The organism is Streptomyces sp. NPDC057565 (assembly GCF_042801455.1).
Lineage (GTDB): Bacteria > Actinomycetota > Actinomycetes > Streptomycetales > Streptomycetaceae > Streptomyces > Streptomyces yanii.
In genome coordinates this window covers 17946-33081 of the sequence record NZ_JBHVFU010000044.1, presented here as the reverse complement: position 1 = coordinate 33081, position 15136 = coordinate 17946, and the positions used below count along the sequence as shown (strand labels likewise).

Here is a 15136-nt window from a genome sequence, read left to right as displayed (position 1 = left end):
AAGCCCCGGACGCGCACTCGGTCTTTCTGCGTGCGCGTCCGGAGCTTTCCGCTGGAACTTCCGGGGAAAATCGCGCCTCAGTCGAGGTCGAGGGCGTTGAGGACGCCCTGGAGATAGCCGATCGCATGGGCGCGGCCGCGGCTGCAGTAGGCGTCGGAAGAAATGTCGAGCCAGGTGTCGGGGTCGCCGACCATGGCCGGCACATGGTCGTCGATGATGAAGCCGTCGAATCCCACGTCGTGGAGGCGGCGTATGACACGCGCCGGGTTGTAGTTGCCCTCGCCGAGGAAGCACTCACGGAAGGACGGGACGGTTCCCTGGACGTCCCGGAAATGGACGTAGAAGATCGCACCGAGCGGACCGAGCGTGTCGATGACCTCGGCGACGGCGTCCTCGCCCCCCATCTCGGAGACCGTGCCGAGGCAGAGGTCCAATCCCCAGGCCGGGCTTCCCTTCGCCTGCTCGCGCGCTGCGGCCAGCGAGGCCGGCGAGTTGAAGATGCGCGCCGCGCCGCCCAGCGGCTCGTCCACCGGCGGGTCGTCCGGGTGCAGTGCCAGCCGTACCCCGGCCTCCTCCGCGACGGGCAGGACGGCGTCGAGGAAGTACTGGTGGTTGGCCCACATCTGCTCGGCTGTGATCGGCTCGGACAGCGGCTCGGTGGGCGAAAGTCGGTAGGAGGCGAGCGCGTTGCCGGCGCCGATACCTGCCAGGTCGAAGGAGGTGACCTTGGCGCCGCCGCGGCCGGCCACGTCCATGTCGGTGCGCCACACGAACGTCGGCAGCCAGTTGTAGCCGAGCATGTCTATGCCGACCGCGCCCATGTTCCGGATGGTCGTGCGGTAGTTCTCGATCTGTTCGTCCCGCCCGGGAAGGCCCCGCTGGATCTTCCAGAAGTGGGCCAGGGGGACGTTCTCCAGGCCGTCGATCCGCAACCCGTCGGCGTCGCAGCGTTCCCGCAGCGCCCGCAGCTCCTCCAGGCTCCAGTAACCCGCCACGCCGGGCAGCAGGTTGGGGGTATGGAGCTGGACGCCGGTGAGCCCGAGCTGATGGGCGAAGGTCGCCGTCCTGTCGTCGTAGATGTCGATGTGACCGAGGGAGAGCCTCAGGGTCATGCTCGTACCGCTTTCTGGGTCTGCCGGCCGAGGCCGTCGATTTCGACCTCGACGAGGTCGCCTTCGGTGAGATAGGGGAACCGGCCGGAGAGCGCGACGCCCTCGGGGGTGCCGGTGTTGACGATGTCGCCGGGTTCCAGGACCGTGACCTGGCTGAGCAGGTGGATCAGCTTGGCGACATCGAAGATCATGTCCGCCGTCGAGGAGGACTGCCGGGGCTCGCCGTTGACCCAGGACCGCAGCCCGAGCCCCTGGGGGTCGGGGACCTCGTCGGGCGTCAGCAGCCAGGGGCCCAATGGGTTGAACGTCTCGCAGCTCTTGCCTTTGGACCACTGGCCACCGCTGGTCTCCAGCTGGAGCCGGCGCTCCGAGACGTCGTTGGAGACGGTGTATCCCCCGACGCAGGCAAGTGCCTGCTCGGGTGACTCCAGGTAGCGGGCCTTCCGGCCGATCACGACGGCGAGTTCGACCTCCCAGTCGGTCCGGTCCGATCCGCGCGGGAGCAGGAGGTCGTCGTACGGGCCGACGACGGTGTTGGGGGCCTTGTAGAACACCACCGGGTGTTCCGGCGGAGGCGTTCCGGACTCGGCAGCGTGGGCGGCGTAGTTCAGGCCGACGCACAGCACGACGCCGGGGCGGGCCACGGGGGGGGGCCGATGCGCAGGCCGGTGACGTCGAAGGGCGGCAGGGCGCCGACCGCAAGCGCGGCGCGGGCGCGTTCCACTCCGCCGCTGCCGAGGAAGGCGCCGTCGATGTCGGCGGTGACGGAGCGCAGGTCGTGGTACTCGCCGTCTTGGGTGGCCACGACGGGCGTCTCGGCGCCGGGGGGGCCGATGCGCAGGAATCTCATGATGGTCCTTTCCGTAGGGAAGGAAAGGCCGGCCCCGTGCGGAGCCCGCCGTCGGCGGCCGGCGCAGTCGGTCCGGCCTGGCCTGCTCGTCCGGTCCTCATCCGGCGAAGTACCCGGGGTAGCGGTCCTGGAGGCCGGGGGCGGTCTCCAGGACCCTGCGGGCGTGCCTGCTGATGTTGGCGTGGCCGTGTATGGCGTCGCCGGACTCCAGCGCGTCCACGATCGCCGTGTGCTCGTCGATGAGGACCCGCACTGTCTCGGGGTCGGGCAGGCTGAGCCGCCGGAACCGGTCCAGGTGCATCTTCATCGGCTGCATCAGCTGCCAGGCGCCCGGATAGCCGCTCATCTCGAAGATCTGCCGGTGGAGCGCCTCGTCGGCGGCGAAGAAACCGCCGAGGTCATGGGCCTCATGACAGCGTTCCTGTTCAGCGAGAAGGGTGCGCAGCCCGGTGACGTCCCGCTCCGGCTTCTCGCAAGCCGCGGCGAACGCGGCCAGTTCCAGGCTCTCGCGAACGAAGCGCGCCTGCTCCACATCGTGCAGCCGGATCGGCTCCACCCGGGTGCCCACCTGGGGCACGACCGAAACGAGACCGCCGTCCACCAGCCGCGCGATGGCCTCGCGCAGCGGCGTGCGGCTGACCTGCAGCTGCTCGGCCAGATCCGTCTCCGACAACGACGCACCCGGCTCGATCCGCAGGTCACGAATGGCCGCAGCCAACTCCTCGTACACCCGGTCGGAGGTCCGCTGGCGGACACGCACCCGCCCCACCGATGCGAGGGCCGGCGGGCCGCCTGAGAGGTTTCGATCCGATTTCACGACATGATCCTTGCATACTGGAGAACTTGTATGCAAGCATCCGAGTTACCGCCAGGCCGCCTCCGGGTTACAAACGGATGCACCTGGAACTTCTTGCGCAGAGCAGCTGAGTCGCCAATGAGAGAGGAAGACTCGTGCTGATGCATCTATCGAATACGACACCACCCTCCGGTTCCGGCCCGGACGTCCCCGTGCTCTCGGCCACTGGGATCTCCAAGCGCTTCGGCCACGTCACGGCACTGACCGACGTGTCCCTGGATGTGGCCCCCGGCGAGGTCGTGGCCCTGATGGGGGACAACGGCGCGGGCAAGTCCACGCTGATCAAGATCCTGTCGGGCGCCCTCGCTCCGGACAGCGGCGAGTTGCGCGTACGCGGCGAACAGGTCCACTTCGCCAATCCCTCGGACGCCCGTGCCGCGGGCATCGAGACCGTCTACCAGGACCTCGCACTGGCCGACGACCTGTCCGCCCCCGCCAATCTGTTCCTGGGCCGTGAGCGCCGCAAGCCTGGACTGCTGGGCGGGCTGGGCGTCCTCGACAACAAGCGGATGCAGACCGAGGCGGAGGACTACCTGCGCACCCTCGGCGCCCGCGTTCCCGACTACCAGGCTCCGGTGCGGATGTTCTCCGGCGGCCAGCGCCAGACCGTGGCGATCGCCCGGGCCGGGATCTGGGCCCGCGAGCTGGTCATCATGGACGAGCCCACGGCCGCGCTGGGCCTGGTACAGACCGAGCAGGTCGCCCAGCTGATCAAGCGCACCCGGGACCGGGGCATCGCCGTCGTCGTCATCAGCCACAGCGTGCCGTTCGTGACCGACGTGGCCGACCGCATCGTCGTGCTCCGTCTGGGCTCCACCGCCGCGACGCTGTCGCCCGCCACCACCTCGCACGACGAGATCGTCGCCGCCATCACAGGCGCGGCGACCGGAACCCCGACCGACCCGCAGGGAAACACACCATGACTCCCCATCTCTCCGTCCCCACGGTTGGCGCGGACGTGTCCGGTCCGGACACCGCGAACCGCGTGCGCCGCGCAGTCGCCGCGCTGACGAGCAACTGGGTCTTCCTGGCGCTGATCGTCCTCGTTGTGGCCTTCTCGGTTCAGGCCGGCGGAACGTTCCTCAACGCGGACAACTTCCGCAACATCCTGTTCAACGCCTCCGGGACGATCCTGCTGGCCGTCGGCACCGCCTATCTGATCATCGGCGGCCAGCTCGACCTGTCCATCGGATCCGTGCTGGTCTTCAGCCAGGTGATCGCCGCCAAGACGATCGTCGCGGTCAGCGGGTCCGCGGAAAGTGGCTACCCCAACGCCGCTGCCGCCATCACGCTCGGCATCGCCGTTGCCGTGGCCGTCGGCGCGGCGTGGGGCCTGCTCAACGGTGTCCTTGTCACCCGGCTGAAGATCCCCTCGTTCATCATCACGCTCGGCACCCTCGGCATGGGCCTCGGCCTGGCACAGGTCATCACCAAGGGCACCGACGTCACCGGGCTGCCGCCACAGATAGTCACCAGCATCGGCATGCGCCAGGTGCTCGGGCTGCCGCTGCCTGTGTGGATCGCCGCCGCCGTGGCCGTCGTGGCCGGCCTCGTCCTTGCCAAGACGCAGTTCGGCCGGTACACCTACGCCATCGGCTCCAACGCCGAAGGCGCCCGCCGCAGCGGCATCAAGGTGACCCGCCACCAGGTCGTACTCTTCACCATGATGGGCGCCCTCGCGGGTCTGGCTGGCGTCCTGGACGTCGCCCGGTACACCACCACCCAGGTCAGCGGCCACAGTGCCGACAACCTCGTCGCCATCGCCGCCGTCATCATCGGCGGGGCCAGCCTCTTCGGCGGCCGCGGCACCCTCTTCGGCACCGCCGTCGGCGTCATGATCCCGGCCGTGCTCAACAACGGACTGGTCATCGTCAACGTCCAGCCGTTCTGGCAGACGGTGGCCATCGGCGCCATCCTCATCGTCGCGGTCGCCGTCGACGACATCAAACGCCGCCAGCAACTGCGCGCGTCCTGACCTCCCCCGTACACACGGAACGGATCAACCCATGTCCCGCAGAATCACCCAGGCCGCGCTGGCGGTCACGGCCGCGGTCGCCGCCCTCGCCCTGTCGGCCTGTTCCTCTTCCGAAGCCCCCGCGAGCGCGACCGGCGGCTCCGGCAAGCAGCGCACCATCGCCTTCATCCCCGGGTGCACCTGCGACCCGTACTACTCCACCGAGATCACCGGCTTCGAGGCCGCGGCCAAGGCCGCAGGGGTCACCCCGATCGTGCAGGGCGCGGCCAACTTCCAGGCCTCCGAGCAGATCCCCGTCCTCCAGGCCGTCGTCCAGAAGAAGCCCGACGCCATCGTCATCGACCCGACCGACGCCACCGCGCTCGCCGCCCCGATCGCCGCGGCCGTCGCCCAGGGCATCCCGGTGATGACGACCGGCAACAACGTCAACAGCGACAAGATCTTCACCGCCATCGCGGCCAGCTCCGTCCAGGGCGGCAAGCTGGGCGCCCAGGAGCTCATGAAGCAGAAGCCCGAAGGCGGCAAGGTGGTGTTCGTCCACATCAAGCCGGGCATCAGCTCCATCGACGACCGCGAGAAGGGCTTCCGGGAGGCCTTCGACGGTCAGTCCAAGTACAAGGTGCTGCCCAACCTGTACGCCGGCAACGACTCCGCCACGCAGGCCGCCGGCCTGGTGCAGTCCGCCATCACCGCCAACCCCGACCTGGTCGCCGTCTTCGCCTCGAACGTCATCACCGCCGAGGGCGCGGCCAACGCGGTCAGGGCCGCCGGAAAGACCGGCAAGATCGCCGTGCTCGGCTACGACGCGAGCCCGCAGGAGGTCACCAACCTCAAGAACGGCACCCTCACCGCCCTCGTCTCCCAGAACCCGTACGAGATCGGCCAGCTGGCTGTGAAGAACGCGCTGAAGTACATCGAGGGCGACCGCAGCATCCCCAAGGATCAGCCGCTCGTCCCGCTGGTCATCACCAAGGACAACCTGGACGCCCCGGCCTCGCAGACCGGCCTGTACAAGTAAACCGCGCCTCCCGCGCTCCGTCACGGGGCCGCCCCCTTCGGCCCCGTGACCTCCTCCCCGCAGCCTCCTCGCAGAAGGACCGCACACCCATGGAATTCGAGGGCAAGTCCGCACTGGTCACCGGCGGATCGAGTGGCATCGGCCTGGCCGCGGCCGAGCTCCTGGCCGCCCGCGGCGCGCGGGTGGTGTGCGCGTCCGTCACACCGCCGGAGGCCGCCGTCCACGACGCGATCACCTACGTCGAAACCGACGTCACCGACGAGTCCTCGGTAGCCGCCGCCGTCGGTCACGCCGTCCGGCACCACGGCGGACTCGACATCCTCGTCGCCTGCGCCGGCATCCAGCGCTACGGCACCGCAGCCGACACCCCGCGCACGACCTGGCAGGAGGTGATGGCAGTCAACGTCGAGGGCGCCTTCCTCGCCACCAAGCACGCCCTGCCCGCCCTGCGCGCCCGCGGCGCGGGTTCGATCGTGCTCGTCTCGTCCGTCCAGGCCTTCGTCACCCAGAAGAACGTCGCCGCGTACACCGCCAGCAAGGGAGCCCTCAACGCGTTCGCCCGCTCTCTCGCCGTCGACGAGGCCGCCTTCGGTGTCCGCGCCAACACCGTCTGCCCGGGCTCCGTCGACACCCCCATGCTGCGCACCGCCGCCGCCGGGTTCGCCGGCAGCCCGAAGGAGACGGACGAACTCGTCGCCACGTGGGGCCGCAGCCATCCGCTCGGGCGGGTGGCCCGTCCCGAGGAGGTCGCCGAGGCCATCGCCTTCCTGGCGAGCGACCGCGCCTCCTTCATCACCGGCATCGCCCTACCCGTCGACGGCGGCCTGCTCGCCCAAGTTGCCGTGGCCCTCCCCGACTGATCACCGACGATCCTTCAACCCACGATCGGAGCAGTGAAGTTGAGCATCGACATCACCGTCGCGATACCCGGGGAGGCCCGCGTCGGAGAAGGACCGTTCTGGGACAGTGAGACCGGACAGCTGACCTGGGTGGACATCCTCACCGGCCGCGTTCACACCGCTGCCCCGGCCGTGCCCCGCCCGCACACCCTCACCCTGCCGACCTTCGTCGGCGCCGCCGTCCCCAAGGCGTCCGGTGGATACGTCGCGGCCACCACCGAGGGGTTCACGGATGTCCATGCCGACGGCAGCTGGACCACCCGCCGGGCTGTCCTGCCGCCCGGGCGCCGGATGAACGACGCCAAGTGCGACGCGCAAGGACGGCTGTGGGCGGGCAGTTGCGCCATGGACTTCGCCGCCGGCCGCGGGGCTCTCCACGTCCTGACCCCTGACTGGGTGACGGAACCGGTCCTCGACGGCCTGACACAGCCCAACGGCCTCGGCTGGAGCCCCGACGGCCGCACCTTCTACCTCATCGACACCGTCGCCCACGAGGTCAACGCCTTCGACGTGCTGCCCGACCGGCTCGCCCCCGCCCGTCGCCGCACCCTCGCCCGCTTCCCCGAAGCCGCCGGAGAGCCTGACGGGATGACCGTCGACGCCGACGGCTGCCTGTGGATCGCCATGTGGCGCGGCGGCAGGCTCCTCCGCCTTTCCCCCGAAGGGGGCGTCCTCGCCGAAGTCTCCCTTCCCGTCGACCAGCCCACCTCCTGCACCTTCGGTGGCCCGAACCTCGACATCCTCTACGTCACCACGGCGCGCGAAGGCCTCGGAGCCAGCCCGGCCGGGCCCGCCGGCTCCGTCCTGGCCGTCCGCGGCCTCGGCGTCCGCGGCCTGCCCGCCCACCGGTTCGGAGGCTGACCGGCCATGACCTCTTCTCTGCGGCTGCACGGCGACCATCTGTCGGTCGAAGTACGCCCCGACAAGGGCGCGGACATCACGTCCATCACCGAACGCACCAGCGGCATCGACGTCTTGTGGCGCACGCCGTGGGGGCGCCGCGACCTGGCCGGGGCACCCGTCACCGGCGACAGCCAGACCGACTGGCTCGCCCGCTACGGCGGCGGCTGGCAGCAGCTCGTGCCCAACGCCGGCGCCGAGCGGACCGTCGACGGCGTCCGCCGCGGTTACCACGGCGAGGCGGCCGTCGTCGCCTGGACGGTCGAGAGCGCGAACGAGGCCGAAGTCCGCCTCGCCACCGACCTGATCACCGCCCCGCTCAGCCTCACCCGCAGCCTGCGCCTGGACGGGCCGGCCCTGCACGTCCGTGACACCGTCCACAACACCTCCGGGGAACCGGTACCGGTGATGTGGGTCCAGCACCCGGGCTTCGGGGCACCGTTCATCGACGAGCACTGCACCATCACGGCCGCGGCCCGCACCGTCCTCACCGACGCCGAGCAGCCCGGCACGGTCCTGCCACCCGATGTCCGCGCGGCGTTCCCGCTCGCGCCCACCGTCGACGGGGACGTCCTGGACCTGCGGCAGTGCCCCGGACCGGACAGCGGGCGCGCCGTGTTCGCCTGCCTCACCGACTTCCGGACCGGCTCCTTCGCCATCGAAAGCCCCAACGCGGGATTCGGCATCCGCGTCGAGTGGGACGCGTCCGTCCTCCCGCATGCCTGGCTGTGGCAGGAGTGCCACGCGAGCAGCGGCTTCCCCTGGTACCGCCGCGCCTACGTCGTCGCCATCGAACCCGCCAACGTCCTGCCCGGCGCCCCTTCCCTGGCCTGCCCCACCCGCGGCCAGGCACCCCTCCTGCCGGCGGGCACCGTCTGGACCAGCGACATCACCCTCACCATCACCGACCTTCGTTGAAGCCGGCGGCCGCACGCGAGCAGCACACCACCCTTCGGCACCGGACAGACCACGAAAGGACCACAGACCCATGGCTTACGTCGACACCGAACCAGCAGTCCACAACCCGCAAGCGGTGTGCCTCGGCGAGACCATGGCCGTCCTGCAGCCCGGACACCCCGGCCCCACCGAGTCCGTCGAAGAGTTCCGGATCGGCGTGGGCGGCGCCGAGTCCAACGTCGCCTGCGGCCTCGCCGGGCACGGGCTCACCACCGCCTGGATCAGCCGCGTCGGCAACGACGGCTTCGGCCGACGCATCATCAGCGAGCTCACCGCACGCGGGGTCGATGTCTCGGCCGTCACCATCGATCACCTACGACCGACGGGCCTCTACATCAAGGAAACCCACCCGCACAACCGGATGCGCTACTACCGCACCGGCTCCGCCGCCTCCGCCCTCGGCCCCGACACCCTCATCAACCCCGTGTTCAACCGACTCCTCTCCGGCGCCCGACTACTGCATCTGTCGGGCATCACCCCCGCGCTCTCGGACAGCTGCCTCGGCCTGATCCGGGCCCTGCTCACCGCCCCCGCCCCGGCCACACCGTCAGCTTCGACCTCAACTGGCGGCCCGCCCTCTGGCACGGCCGCGACCCGGCCGTCCTGCTCGAACTATGCAACGCCGCCGACCTGCTCCTCCTCGGAGCCGACGAGGCCGAAGCCGCCTTCGGCCTCAGCAGCCACGCCGCCATTCGGGCAACGTTCCCCGCCCCCGCAACCGTGGTCGTCAAGAACTCCGAGCACCAGGTCACCGTGCTGAACGCGGACATCACCACCGTCAGCGAACCCGCGCTCGTCGTCGAAGTCGTCGAACCCACCGGCGCCGGCGACGCGTTCGCCGCGGGCTACCTCGCCGCGACCCTGCGCGGCCTGGACCAGCACTCCTGCCTGCGTCTGGGCCACCTCACCGCCGCAACCGCCCTTACCACCCACGGCGACCACGGTGTCCCGCTCTCCCCCGAGCTCACCGCCGCCCTTCTCGCCGCCTCCCCCGACGAATGGGCCGCGACCCGGGTCACCGCCGCCGGTATCCATTCACCCGCCCTGTCCTGACCGCACAGCCTGATCGGCCTCCGCACCCGCATAACGACAACCCCGACCAGGGAGCACCACACCATGACCACGCCCCTGTCCTTTACGGCGGAGCTCGCCGCCAACCCAGTGATCGCCGTCGTCCGCGCGCCCCACATCGCCGACGCGCCGGCCCTGTGCGCGGCCCTCGCCGAAGGCGGTATCCACCACGTCGAGTTCACCTTCACCACCCCCGACGTCACCCGGCACCTCGCCCAAGCAGCCGCCACCGGCGCCCACGTCGGCATCGGCACCGTCCTCACCCGCCGCCAAGCCGAACTCGCCATCGACGCGGGCGCCCGCTTCCTCGTCACACCCGGCTGCCGCCCCGAAGTAGCCGCAGCCGCCCACGAGGCGGGACTGCCCGTCGTCCTTGGCGCCCTCACTCCCACCGAAGTAGCCCAAGCCGTCGACCTCGGCGCAGCCGCCGTGAAGATCTTCCCCGCCAGCGGGTTCGGCCCCCGCTACCTCGAGGAACTCCACGGCCCCTACCCGGGCATCCGCCTCGTCGCCTCCGGTGGAGTCAACACAGCCAACGCCGCCGAATACCTCGCCCACGGAGCCATCGCCGTCTGCGCCGGAACCGAGGTGGTTCCCCCGACAGCCGTCGCCGAGGGCGACTGGGACGAGATCACACGCCGCGCAGCGACGTTCACGGATCCCCTCACCAGGTAGTCCCAACGCGCCGGGCGTGGCCAAGGGCGTGCAGCTAAGGGTCCGCACGCACCGCTCTTTCGCGTAGCGGATCGACACCCATGACCGGCGTCGCGCTCAACAACCTCAAGGCGTGCTCAACGACTTGGTCATCGCCTGAGACAACCGGCGGGCCGAGCCCTCTCCGCCCCACAGCGGGGACGGCCCCGCCAACCGAATTCCGCATCTTCCACACGTCAACCCCGGGATGGTCCCGCACCACTGCCCTGCCCCCATCGATCAAGGAGTCGCCATGTCGCATGTCCGACATCAGTCGGCGACAGTTCAATCGAGGCACGTTGAGCGCCATCGGACTGCACTTGGCCGCGCAAGCCGTGCCCGCGGGGGCAGGCCTGTGCTGACCGGTCCCAGGCTCGGCGGCTACAGCTACGACCGCGCCCCGAACGGCCGGGGTGCTTCTCCCGAGCAAGAGCCTGCCGACAGGTGAGGCAGGCCCCGATCACGCCCTCATCACTCGAATCAATCCCGAAGGGAAGCGCAAAGTGACCGAGCCAAAGGCAAGTGAAGGGAAGCGCGAAGTGACCGAGCAACAGGCAAGTGGTCAGTTGGCCCGTCGTCATCTTCTGTTGTCCGCCGGTGGAGTGCTGGCCGCAGGCGTTGCGGGAGTTGGCGGTTCCGGCGGCAATGCCTGGGCATCCGCGCCGGGGGATGCGTTTCCGGCCGAGGCGGGCCGGGATTATGTGCGCCTGGTCAATCCGTGGGTGGAGGCCGACATCGCGCGCTTCTTCTTCTTCCAGTCGGCAAGCAACCCGTTCGGCATGGTGAAGTTGCGGCCGGATACGAGCACAAACGCTGCGTGGGGGACGGGGTACCGCCGGAATCAGAACCAGGTCAAGGGTTTCAGTCATCTTCATTGCTGGCAGCTCGGCGGGGTGCAGGTGATGCCCACAACAGGCGCGGGTGTGTCGAAACTGCAGGGCCAGACCGGTTGGCAGTCGTACGTGAACCACGACGTGGGTGAGGTCGCCGAGCCGGGCTATCACCGGCTGCATCTGGACCGGTACGGCATCACCGCCGAGCTGACGTGCACCGATCGCGTGGGCCTGCACCGCTACACCTACGACAACGCCGGCCGGAGCGAGATCCTCATCAACCTCGGCGGTGCGATGGGCGAAGCGACGATGAAGAACGCCCAAGCCACCAAGGTCAGTGACGACGAGATCGAAGGCTACGTCGTCCTGCAGGGAAGCAGGCAATCGTCGCAGCAAGTCAGCAAGCTGTTCTTCAACATTCAGTTCGACAAGCCGTTTGATTCGTTGCGTGGTTGGGCGGGTGGGAGCCTGGCCAACGGTGGGTCGGCGATCGAGGAGTTGTCGGGCAGCAACATGGGGGTGTACGCCTGCTACGAGCAGCTGGACGCCGGTGCGGTCGTGCAGATGAAGGTGGGGCTGTCGTTCACCGGGGCGGCGGGGGCGCGCAAGAATCTCCAAGCAGAGCTGCCGGGCTGGGATTTCGAGGCGGTTAAGCAGGCCTCCCAGGGACACTGGAACGCGATGTTGGGCCGCATCGATGTCGAGGGCGGCTCCGAGCAGCAGCAGGTCAAGTTCTACACCGACCTGTTCCACGTGCTGTGCGGGCGCAGCGCGATCAGCGACGTGGACGGCAAGTACCTGGACAACACGTGGCGGAACGGCAAAGTCAAGCAGATCCCGCTGGACAAGAACGGTGTGCCTCGGTTCGCGATATACAACTACGACGCGTTGTGGTTGACCCAGTGGAACCTCAACACCGTGCTGGGGTTGGCCTACCCGGAGATCTACAGCAGTTTCGTCCAATCCCAGCTGCGGATGTACCAGGACGGGGGGCTGTTGCCGCGCGGCCCCGCGGCCGGCGACTACACGTTCGTGATGACTGGCTCGGCGGTGACGTCGTTCATCACCGGCGCCTTCAACAAGGGGATCCGCGACTTCGATGCCGACCTGGCCTACGAGGCCATGCTCGACGCCCACTCCATCGGCGGCCTGTTTGACATGAAGCGGTACGGGTACTCCAGCTGGGACGAAAATGGCGGGAGCGCACGGCCGTACATGGATTATGGCTATGTGCCGCACGACCGGGCGGGAGATGGCGCCGGGGAGACGGTGGAGTTCGCATTCCAGGACTGGACGTTGGGGCGGTTGGCTCGACGGCTGGGTAAGTCGGGGCTCAACATTTCGCAGTTCGCCGAGGTGTCGGTGTCCTCGCAGGTGAACGATTCGAACTTTGCCGGTGTGCGGGCGGTGGACGGCCGACCGGCCCGCTCCAGCATGGGGTCGTCTCAAAATGTGGAGTGGGTGTCCACGGAACGGAACCCGTGGATCAAGCTCGGCTGGCGTGAGGAGAGACGCGTCCACAAGGTGGTGATCAGCGATCGGGCGGACCCGAGGTCGAACGTGAACTCCGGCGTTCTGACGTTCAGCGACGGGTCGACGGTCATGGTGAGAGGGATCCCCACCGATGGCACGAACAAGGCGGTGACCTTCCGGCCGAGAAACGTCAGCTGGGTCCGGTTCGAGGCGACCGGCGGCACAGGCGAGAACGTGGGGCTGAACGAGATCGAGGTATGGGACGAAACCAATGTTGGAGCCTATCTGACCAAGCGGTCGGGCAACTGGCAGAACCTGTTCGACAGGTCCACCGGGTTCATCCGTCCCCGGGGCTCGAACGGCGAGTGGCTGGAACGGTTCGACCCGCTGTCCGGGAATGATTTCGTGGAGTCCAACGCCTGGCAGGCTACCTGGTTCACCGTCCACGACGTGATGGGTCTGGCGAATCGGCTGGGCGGTCCGGCCGCGTACGCCGACAAGCTCAACTACGCCTTCGAGCACGCCAAAGCGGACGACTTCATTGGAACATACGGGAACGGCTACGTCAGTTACGGCAACCAGCCGGGTCTGGAGGTGGCACATCTGTTCAACTATGTGGGTTATCCGTGGTTGACCCAGTATTGGGTGCGGCAGGTGCAGGAGACGGTCTTCGGATCGACCTCCACCACCGACGGGTATGGCCACCATGACGAGGATCAGGGCCAGATGGGCGGGATAAGTGCTCTGATGGCGATGGGGTTGTTCGAAGTCACCGGGGGGAGCCTGCAGCGGCCGATCTACGACATCACCTCCCCGGTCTTCGACAAGGTCACCATCGGCCTGAACCGAGACTACTATTCGGGCAAGCAGTTCCGGATCGTCACCCACAACAACTCCGTGGCCAACATGTACATCCAGCGCGCCACGCTCAACGGGCGGAAGCTGGACAATGCCTGGTTCTACCACGACCAGCTGACCGAGGGCGGCACGCTGGAGCTGTGGATGGGTGATCAGCCAAACAAGGCGTGGGGCGTCAAGCGACTGCCGTTCTCCCAGTCACCGCAGTCACCCGCAATCATCTACTCCACACCTGACAAGGTTCGGGTCGGTCCCGGCGAGAGCGGCACGGTCAGGCTGGAGGCGAAGAATCTCACCGGCGCAGCGGTCAAGGTGAACTGGCGGACCAACGCTCCCGCGGGCCTGAGCACCGAGCCGGCCAGCGGCACGCTGAACGTCCCGGCCAACGGCACAACCGGCCAGGACCTGACGCTGCGGGTTGCCGAGGGCACTCCGGAAGAGCTTCACCGGATCGCCTTCACCGCCGTCGCCGCCGACGGAACCGAACTCCCCGACGGCGTGCTCTACGTGCACGGCCTCCCGAAGATCGCGGTGACGACTGCACCTGCCGCGCTGACCCTCTTGCAGGACACCCCGGCCACGTTCCAGGTCCGGCTGGTCAACAACGACAGCCAGGCCCGCGACACGGAAGTCTCGCTGCAAACCCCTCAGGGCTGGCAGGTCGAACCCGCTACCCGTACGCTGCAACTCGCCGCCGGTGCGACTGCTACCCCAACCTTCACCGTCACCCCGCCGGCCAACGCCTCGGGCGCGCAGAGTCTTGCCGCGACGGTGAAGGCTGGGGCGGACACGTCCCGTCACGAGGTTGCCGCCACCGTCCACCACGCGATCGCGGTGGTCGGAGCCATCGATGTGGCGACGGCAGGATTCGCTCTCACCCCCAACCGTTACGCCAACTACCCCAGCACCTTCCCCAACGATGTCGACTTCACCGTCGGCAGCAGCGACCCTGCGTCCGCGTGGAGTTACATCCACCCCGGACCGTCCGACGCCTGGGCCGGAAAACGATCCCACACCTTCACTCTGCGCTTCGACCTCCCCCAAACCCCCGAAAACGATCTTGCCCTCACCGCATGGCTGGTCGACACCCAACAGACCAACCCTCCGAAACTGGCCCTCAGCCTGAACGAACAAACCGCCACCACCATCCAGCTCCCGGCGGGCGGCGGGGACGGCTACCACTGGGGCGACGGGAGTAGTGGCAACATCCGCCCCGCCACCTTCGATTTCCCCCTGCCCACCAACCAACTCCGCGCCGGAGAGAACGTCATCACCATCACCACCCAAACCGGCTCATGGTTCGTCTACGACGCCATCGCCATCCGCGAAACCACCCCATAACCAGCAAGCACAACCAAGACCGAAACATCTTCCCGGTGGGAGGCTTCGGGCCCCACTACTGAAGGACGTGCACCGCCCCTACCCGGACGTCCCGCTCATCGCCTCGGGCGGCGTCAACGCCGACAACGCCGCCGCATACTGGCGCACGGCGCCGCCGCCGTCTGTGCGGGCACCGACGTGGTCCCCGGACGCGGTCGCGAACGGCGACAGGGCGGAGGTCACCCGGCGCGCCACATCCTTCACGGCTGCCCTCGCTCGGTGAACCGCACCGCCGCTCTCTCACCACCCCGGCGTCCGTGA

12 protein-coding genes and 2 pseudogenes are annotated in these 15136 nt (G+C 68.7%); 11 read left to right on the top strand and 3 right to left on the bottom strand.

Annotated elements, in window-relative coordinates; translation table 11 throughout:
- Window positions 1-77 precede the first annotated feature (77 nt).
- The 3 genes and pseudogenes from ACFU8W_RS39520 to ACFU8W_RS39510 all read right to left on the bottom strand — a co-directional run bounded on the left by ACFU8W_RS39520 (window position 78) and on the right by ACFU8W_RS39510 (window position 2779).
- Window positions 78-1112, bottom strand: a complete 1035-nt coding sequence (locus tag ACFU8W_RS39520; protein ID WP_384048380.1) for a mannonate dehydratase — start codon at window positions 1110-1112, stop codon at window positions 78-80.
- A pseudogene (locus ACFU8W_RS39515) lies at window positions 1109-1962 on the bottom strand (fumarylacetoacetate hydrolase family protein). The gene ACFU8W_RS39520 and the pseudogene ACFU8W_RS39515 overlap by 4 nt, the downstream one beginning before the upstream one ends.
- A 97-nt stretch (window positions 1963-2059) precedes the next feature.
- A complete protein-coding gene (locus ACFU8W_RS39510) occupies window positions 2060-2779 on the bottom strand; it encodes a GntR family transcriptional regulator (protein ID WP_384048377.1) in 720 nt (239 codons plus the stop codon).
- Window positions 2780-2919: 140 nt separating this feature from the next.
- On the opposite strand from ACFU8W_RS39510, the gene ACFU8W_RS39505 reads away from it, so the two are divergent.
- From ACFU8W_RS39505 to ACFU8W_RS39455, 11 genes and pseudogenes are all read left to right on the top strand, one after another.
- Window positions 2920-3741: an ATP-binding cassette domain-containing protein gene (locus ACFU8W_RS39505; protein WP_384048374.1), complete on the top strand. Its 822-nt coding sequence runs from the start codon at window positions 2920-2922 to the stop codon at window positions 3739-3741.
- Window positions 3738-4793 carry an ABC transporter permease gene (locus tag ACFU8W_RS39500; protein WP_384048370.1) on the top strand — a complete coding sequence of 352 codons (1056 nt, stop codon included), beginning with the start codon at window positions 3738-3740 and terminating at the stop codon, window positions 4791-4793. The genes ACFU8W_RS39505 and ACFU8W_RS39500 overlap by 4 nt, the downstream gene beginning before the upstream one ends.
- 31 nt (window positions 4794-4824) lie before the next feature.
- Window positions 4825-5811: a substrate-binding domain-containing protein gene (locus ACFU8W_RS39495; protein WP_384048367.1), complete on the top strand. Its 987-nt coding sequence runs from the start codon at window positions 4825-4827 to the stop codon at window positions 5809-5811.
- Between the two features lie 89 nt (window positions 5812-5900).
- Entirely contained in the window at window positions 5901-6671 is a 771-nt protein-coding gene (locus ACFU8W_RS39490; RefSeq protein WP_384048364.1) for an SDR family NAD(P)-dependent oxidoreductase, read from the top strand.
- 33 nt (window positions 6672-6704) lie between these two features.
- On the top strand, window positions 6705-7571 hold the full coding sequence (locus ACFU8W_RS39485; RefSeq protein ID WP_384048361.1) for an SMP-30/gluconolactonase/LRE family protein: 867 nt from the start codon (window positions 6705-6707) through the stop codon (window positions 7569-7571).
- A 6-nt stretch (window positions 7572-7577) separates the two neighbouring features.
- Window positions 7578-8528, top strand: a complete 951-nt coding sequence (locus tag ACFU8W_RS39480; RefSeq protein WP_384048359.1) for an aldose 1-epimerase — start codon at window positions 7578-7580, stop codon at window positions 8526-8528.
- A gap of 70 nt (window positions 8529-8598) precedes the next feature.
- Window positions 8599-9006 (top strand): annotated as a pseudogene (locus ACFU8W_RS39475) (PfkB family carbohydrate kinase); the annotation flags it as partial.
- Between the two features lie 56 nt (window positions 9007-9062).
- Entirely contained in the window at window positions 9063-9620 is a 558-nt protein-coding gene (locus ACFU8W_RS39470; RefSeq protein ID WP_384048439.1) for a PfkB family carbohydrate kinase, read from the top strand.
- Window positions 9621-9683: 63 nt separating this feature from the next.
- Window positions 9684-10313 carry a bifunctional 4-hydroxy-2-oxoglutarate aldolase/2-dehydro-3-deoxy-phosphogluconate aldolase gene (locus ACFU8W_RS39465; RefSeq protein WP_384048356.1) on the top strand — a complete coding sequence of 210 codons (630 nt, stop codon included), beginning with the start codon at window positions 9684-9686 and terminating at the stop codon, window positions 10311-10313.
- 521 nt (window positions 10314-10834) lie between these two features.
- On the top strand, window positions 10835-14836 hold the full coding sequence (locus ACFU8W_RS39460) for a glycoside hydrolase domain-containing protein (RefSeq protein WP_384048353.1): 4002 nt from the start codon (window positions 10835-10837) through the stop codon (window positions 14834-14836).
- Window positions 14837-14903: 67 nt separating this feature from the next.
- A complete protein-coding gene (locus ACFU8W_RS39455; protein ID WP_384048350.1) occupies window positions 14904-15098 on the top strand; it encodes a hypothetical protein in 195 nt (64 codons plus the stop codon).
- Window positions 15099-15136 lie beyond the last annotated feature (38 nt).

Bases quoted from the DNA above. Each gene is read 5' to 3' on its own strand.
- ACFU8W_RS39465 (WP_384048356.1), top strand. From the start codon at position 9,684: ATGACCACGCCCCTGTCCTTTACGGCGGAGCTCGCCGCCAACCCAGTG.
- ACFU8W_RS39500 (WP_384048370.1), top strand. From the start codon at position 3,738: ATGACTCCCCATCTCTCCGTCCCCACGGTTGGCGCGGACGTGTCCGGT.
- ACFU8W_RS39520 (WP_384048380.1), bottom strand. From the start codon at position 1,112: ATGACCCTGAGGCTCTCCCTCGGTCACATCGACATCTACGACGACAGG.
- ACFU8W_RS39490 (WP_384048364.1), top strand. From the start codon at position 5,901: ATGGAATTCGAGGGCAAGTCCGCACTGGTCACCGGCGGATCGAGTGGC.
- ACFU8W_RS39505 (WP_384048374.1), top strand. From the start codon at position 2,920: ATGCATCTATCGAATACGACACCACCCTCCGGTTCCGGCCCGGACGTC.
- ACFU8W_RS39480 (WP_384048359.1), top strand. From the start codon at position 7,578: ATGACCTCTTCTCTGCGGCTGCACGGCGACCATCTGTCGGTCGAAGTA.
- ACFU8W_RS39495 (WP_384048367.1), top strand. From the start codon at position 4,825: ATGTCCCGCAGAATCACCCAGGCCGCGCTGGCGGTCACGGCCGCGGTC.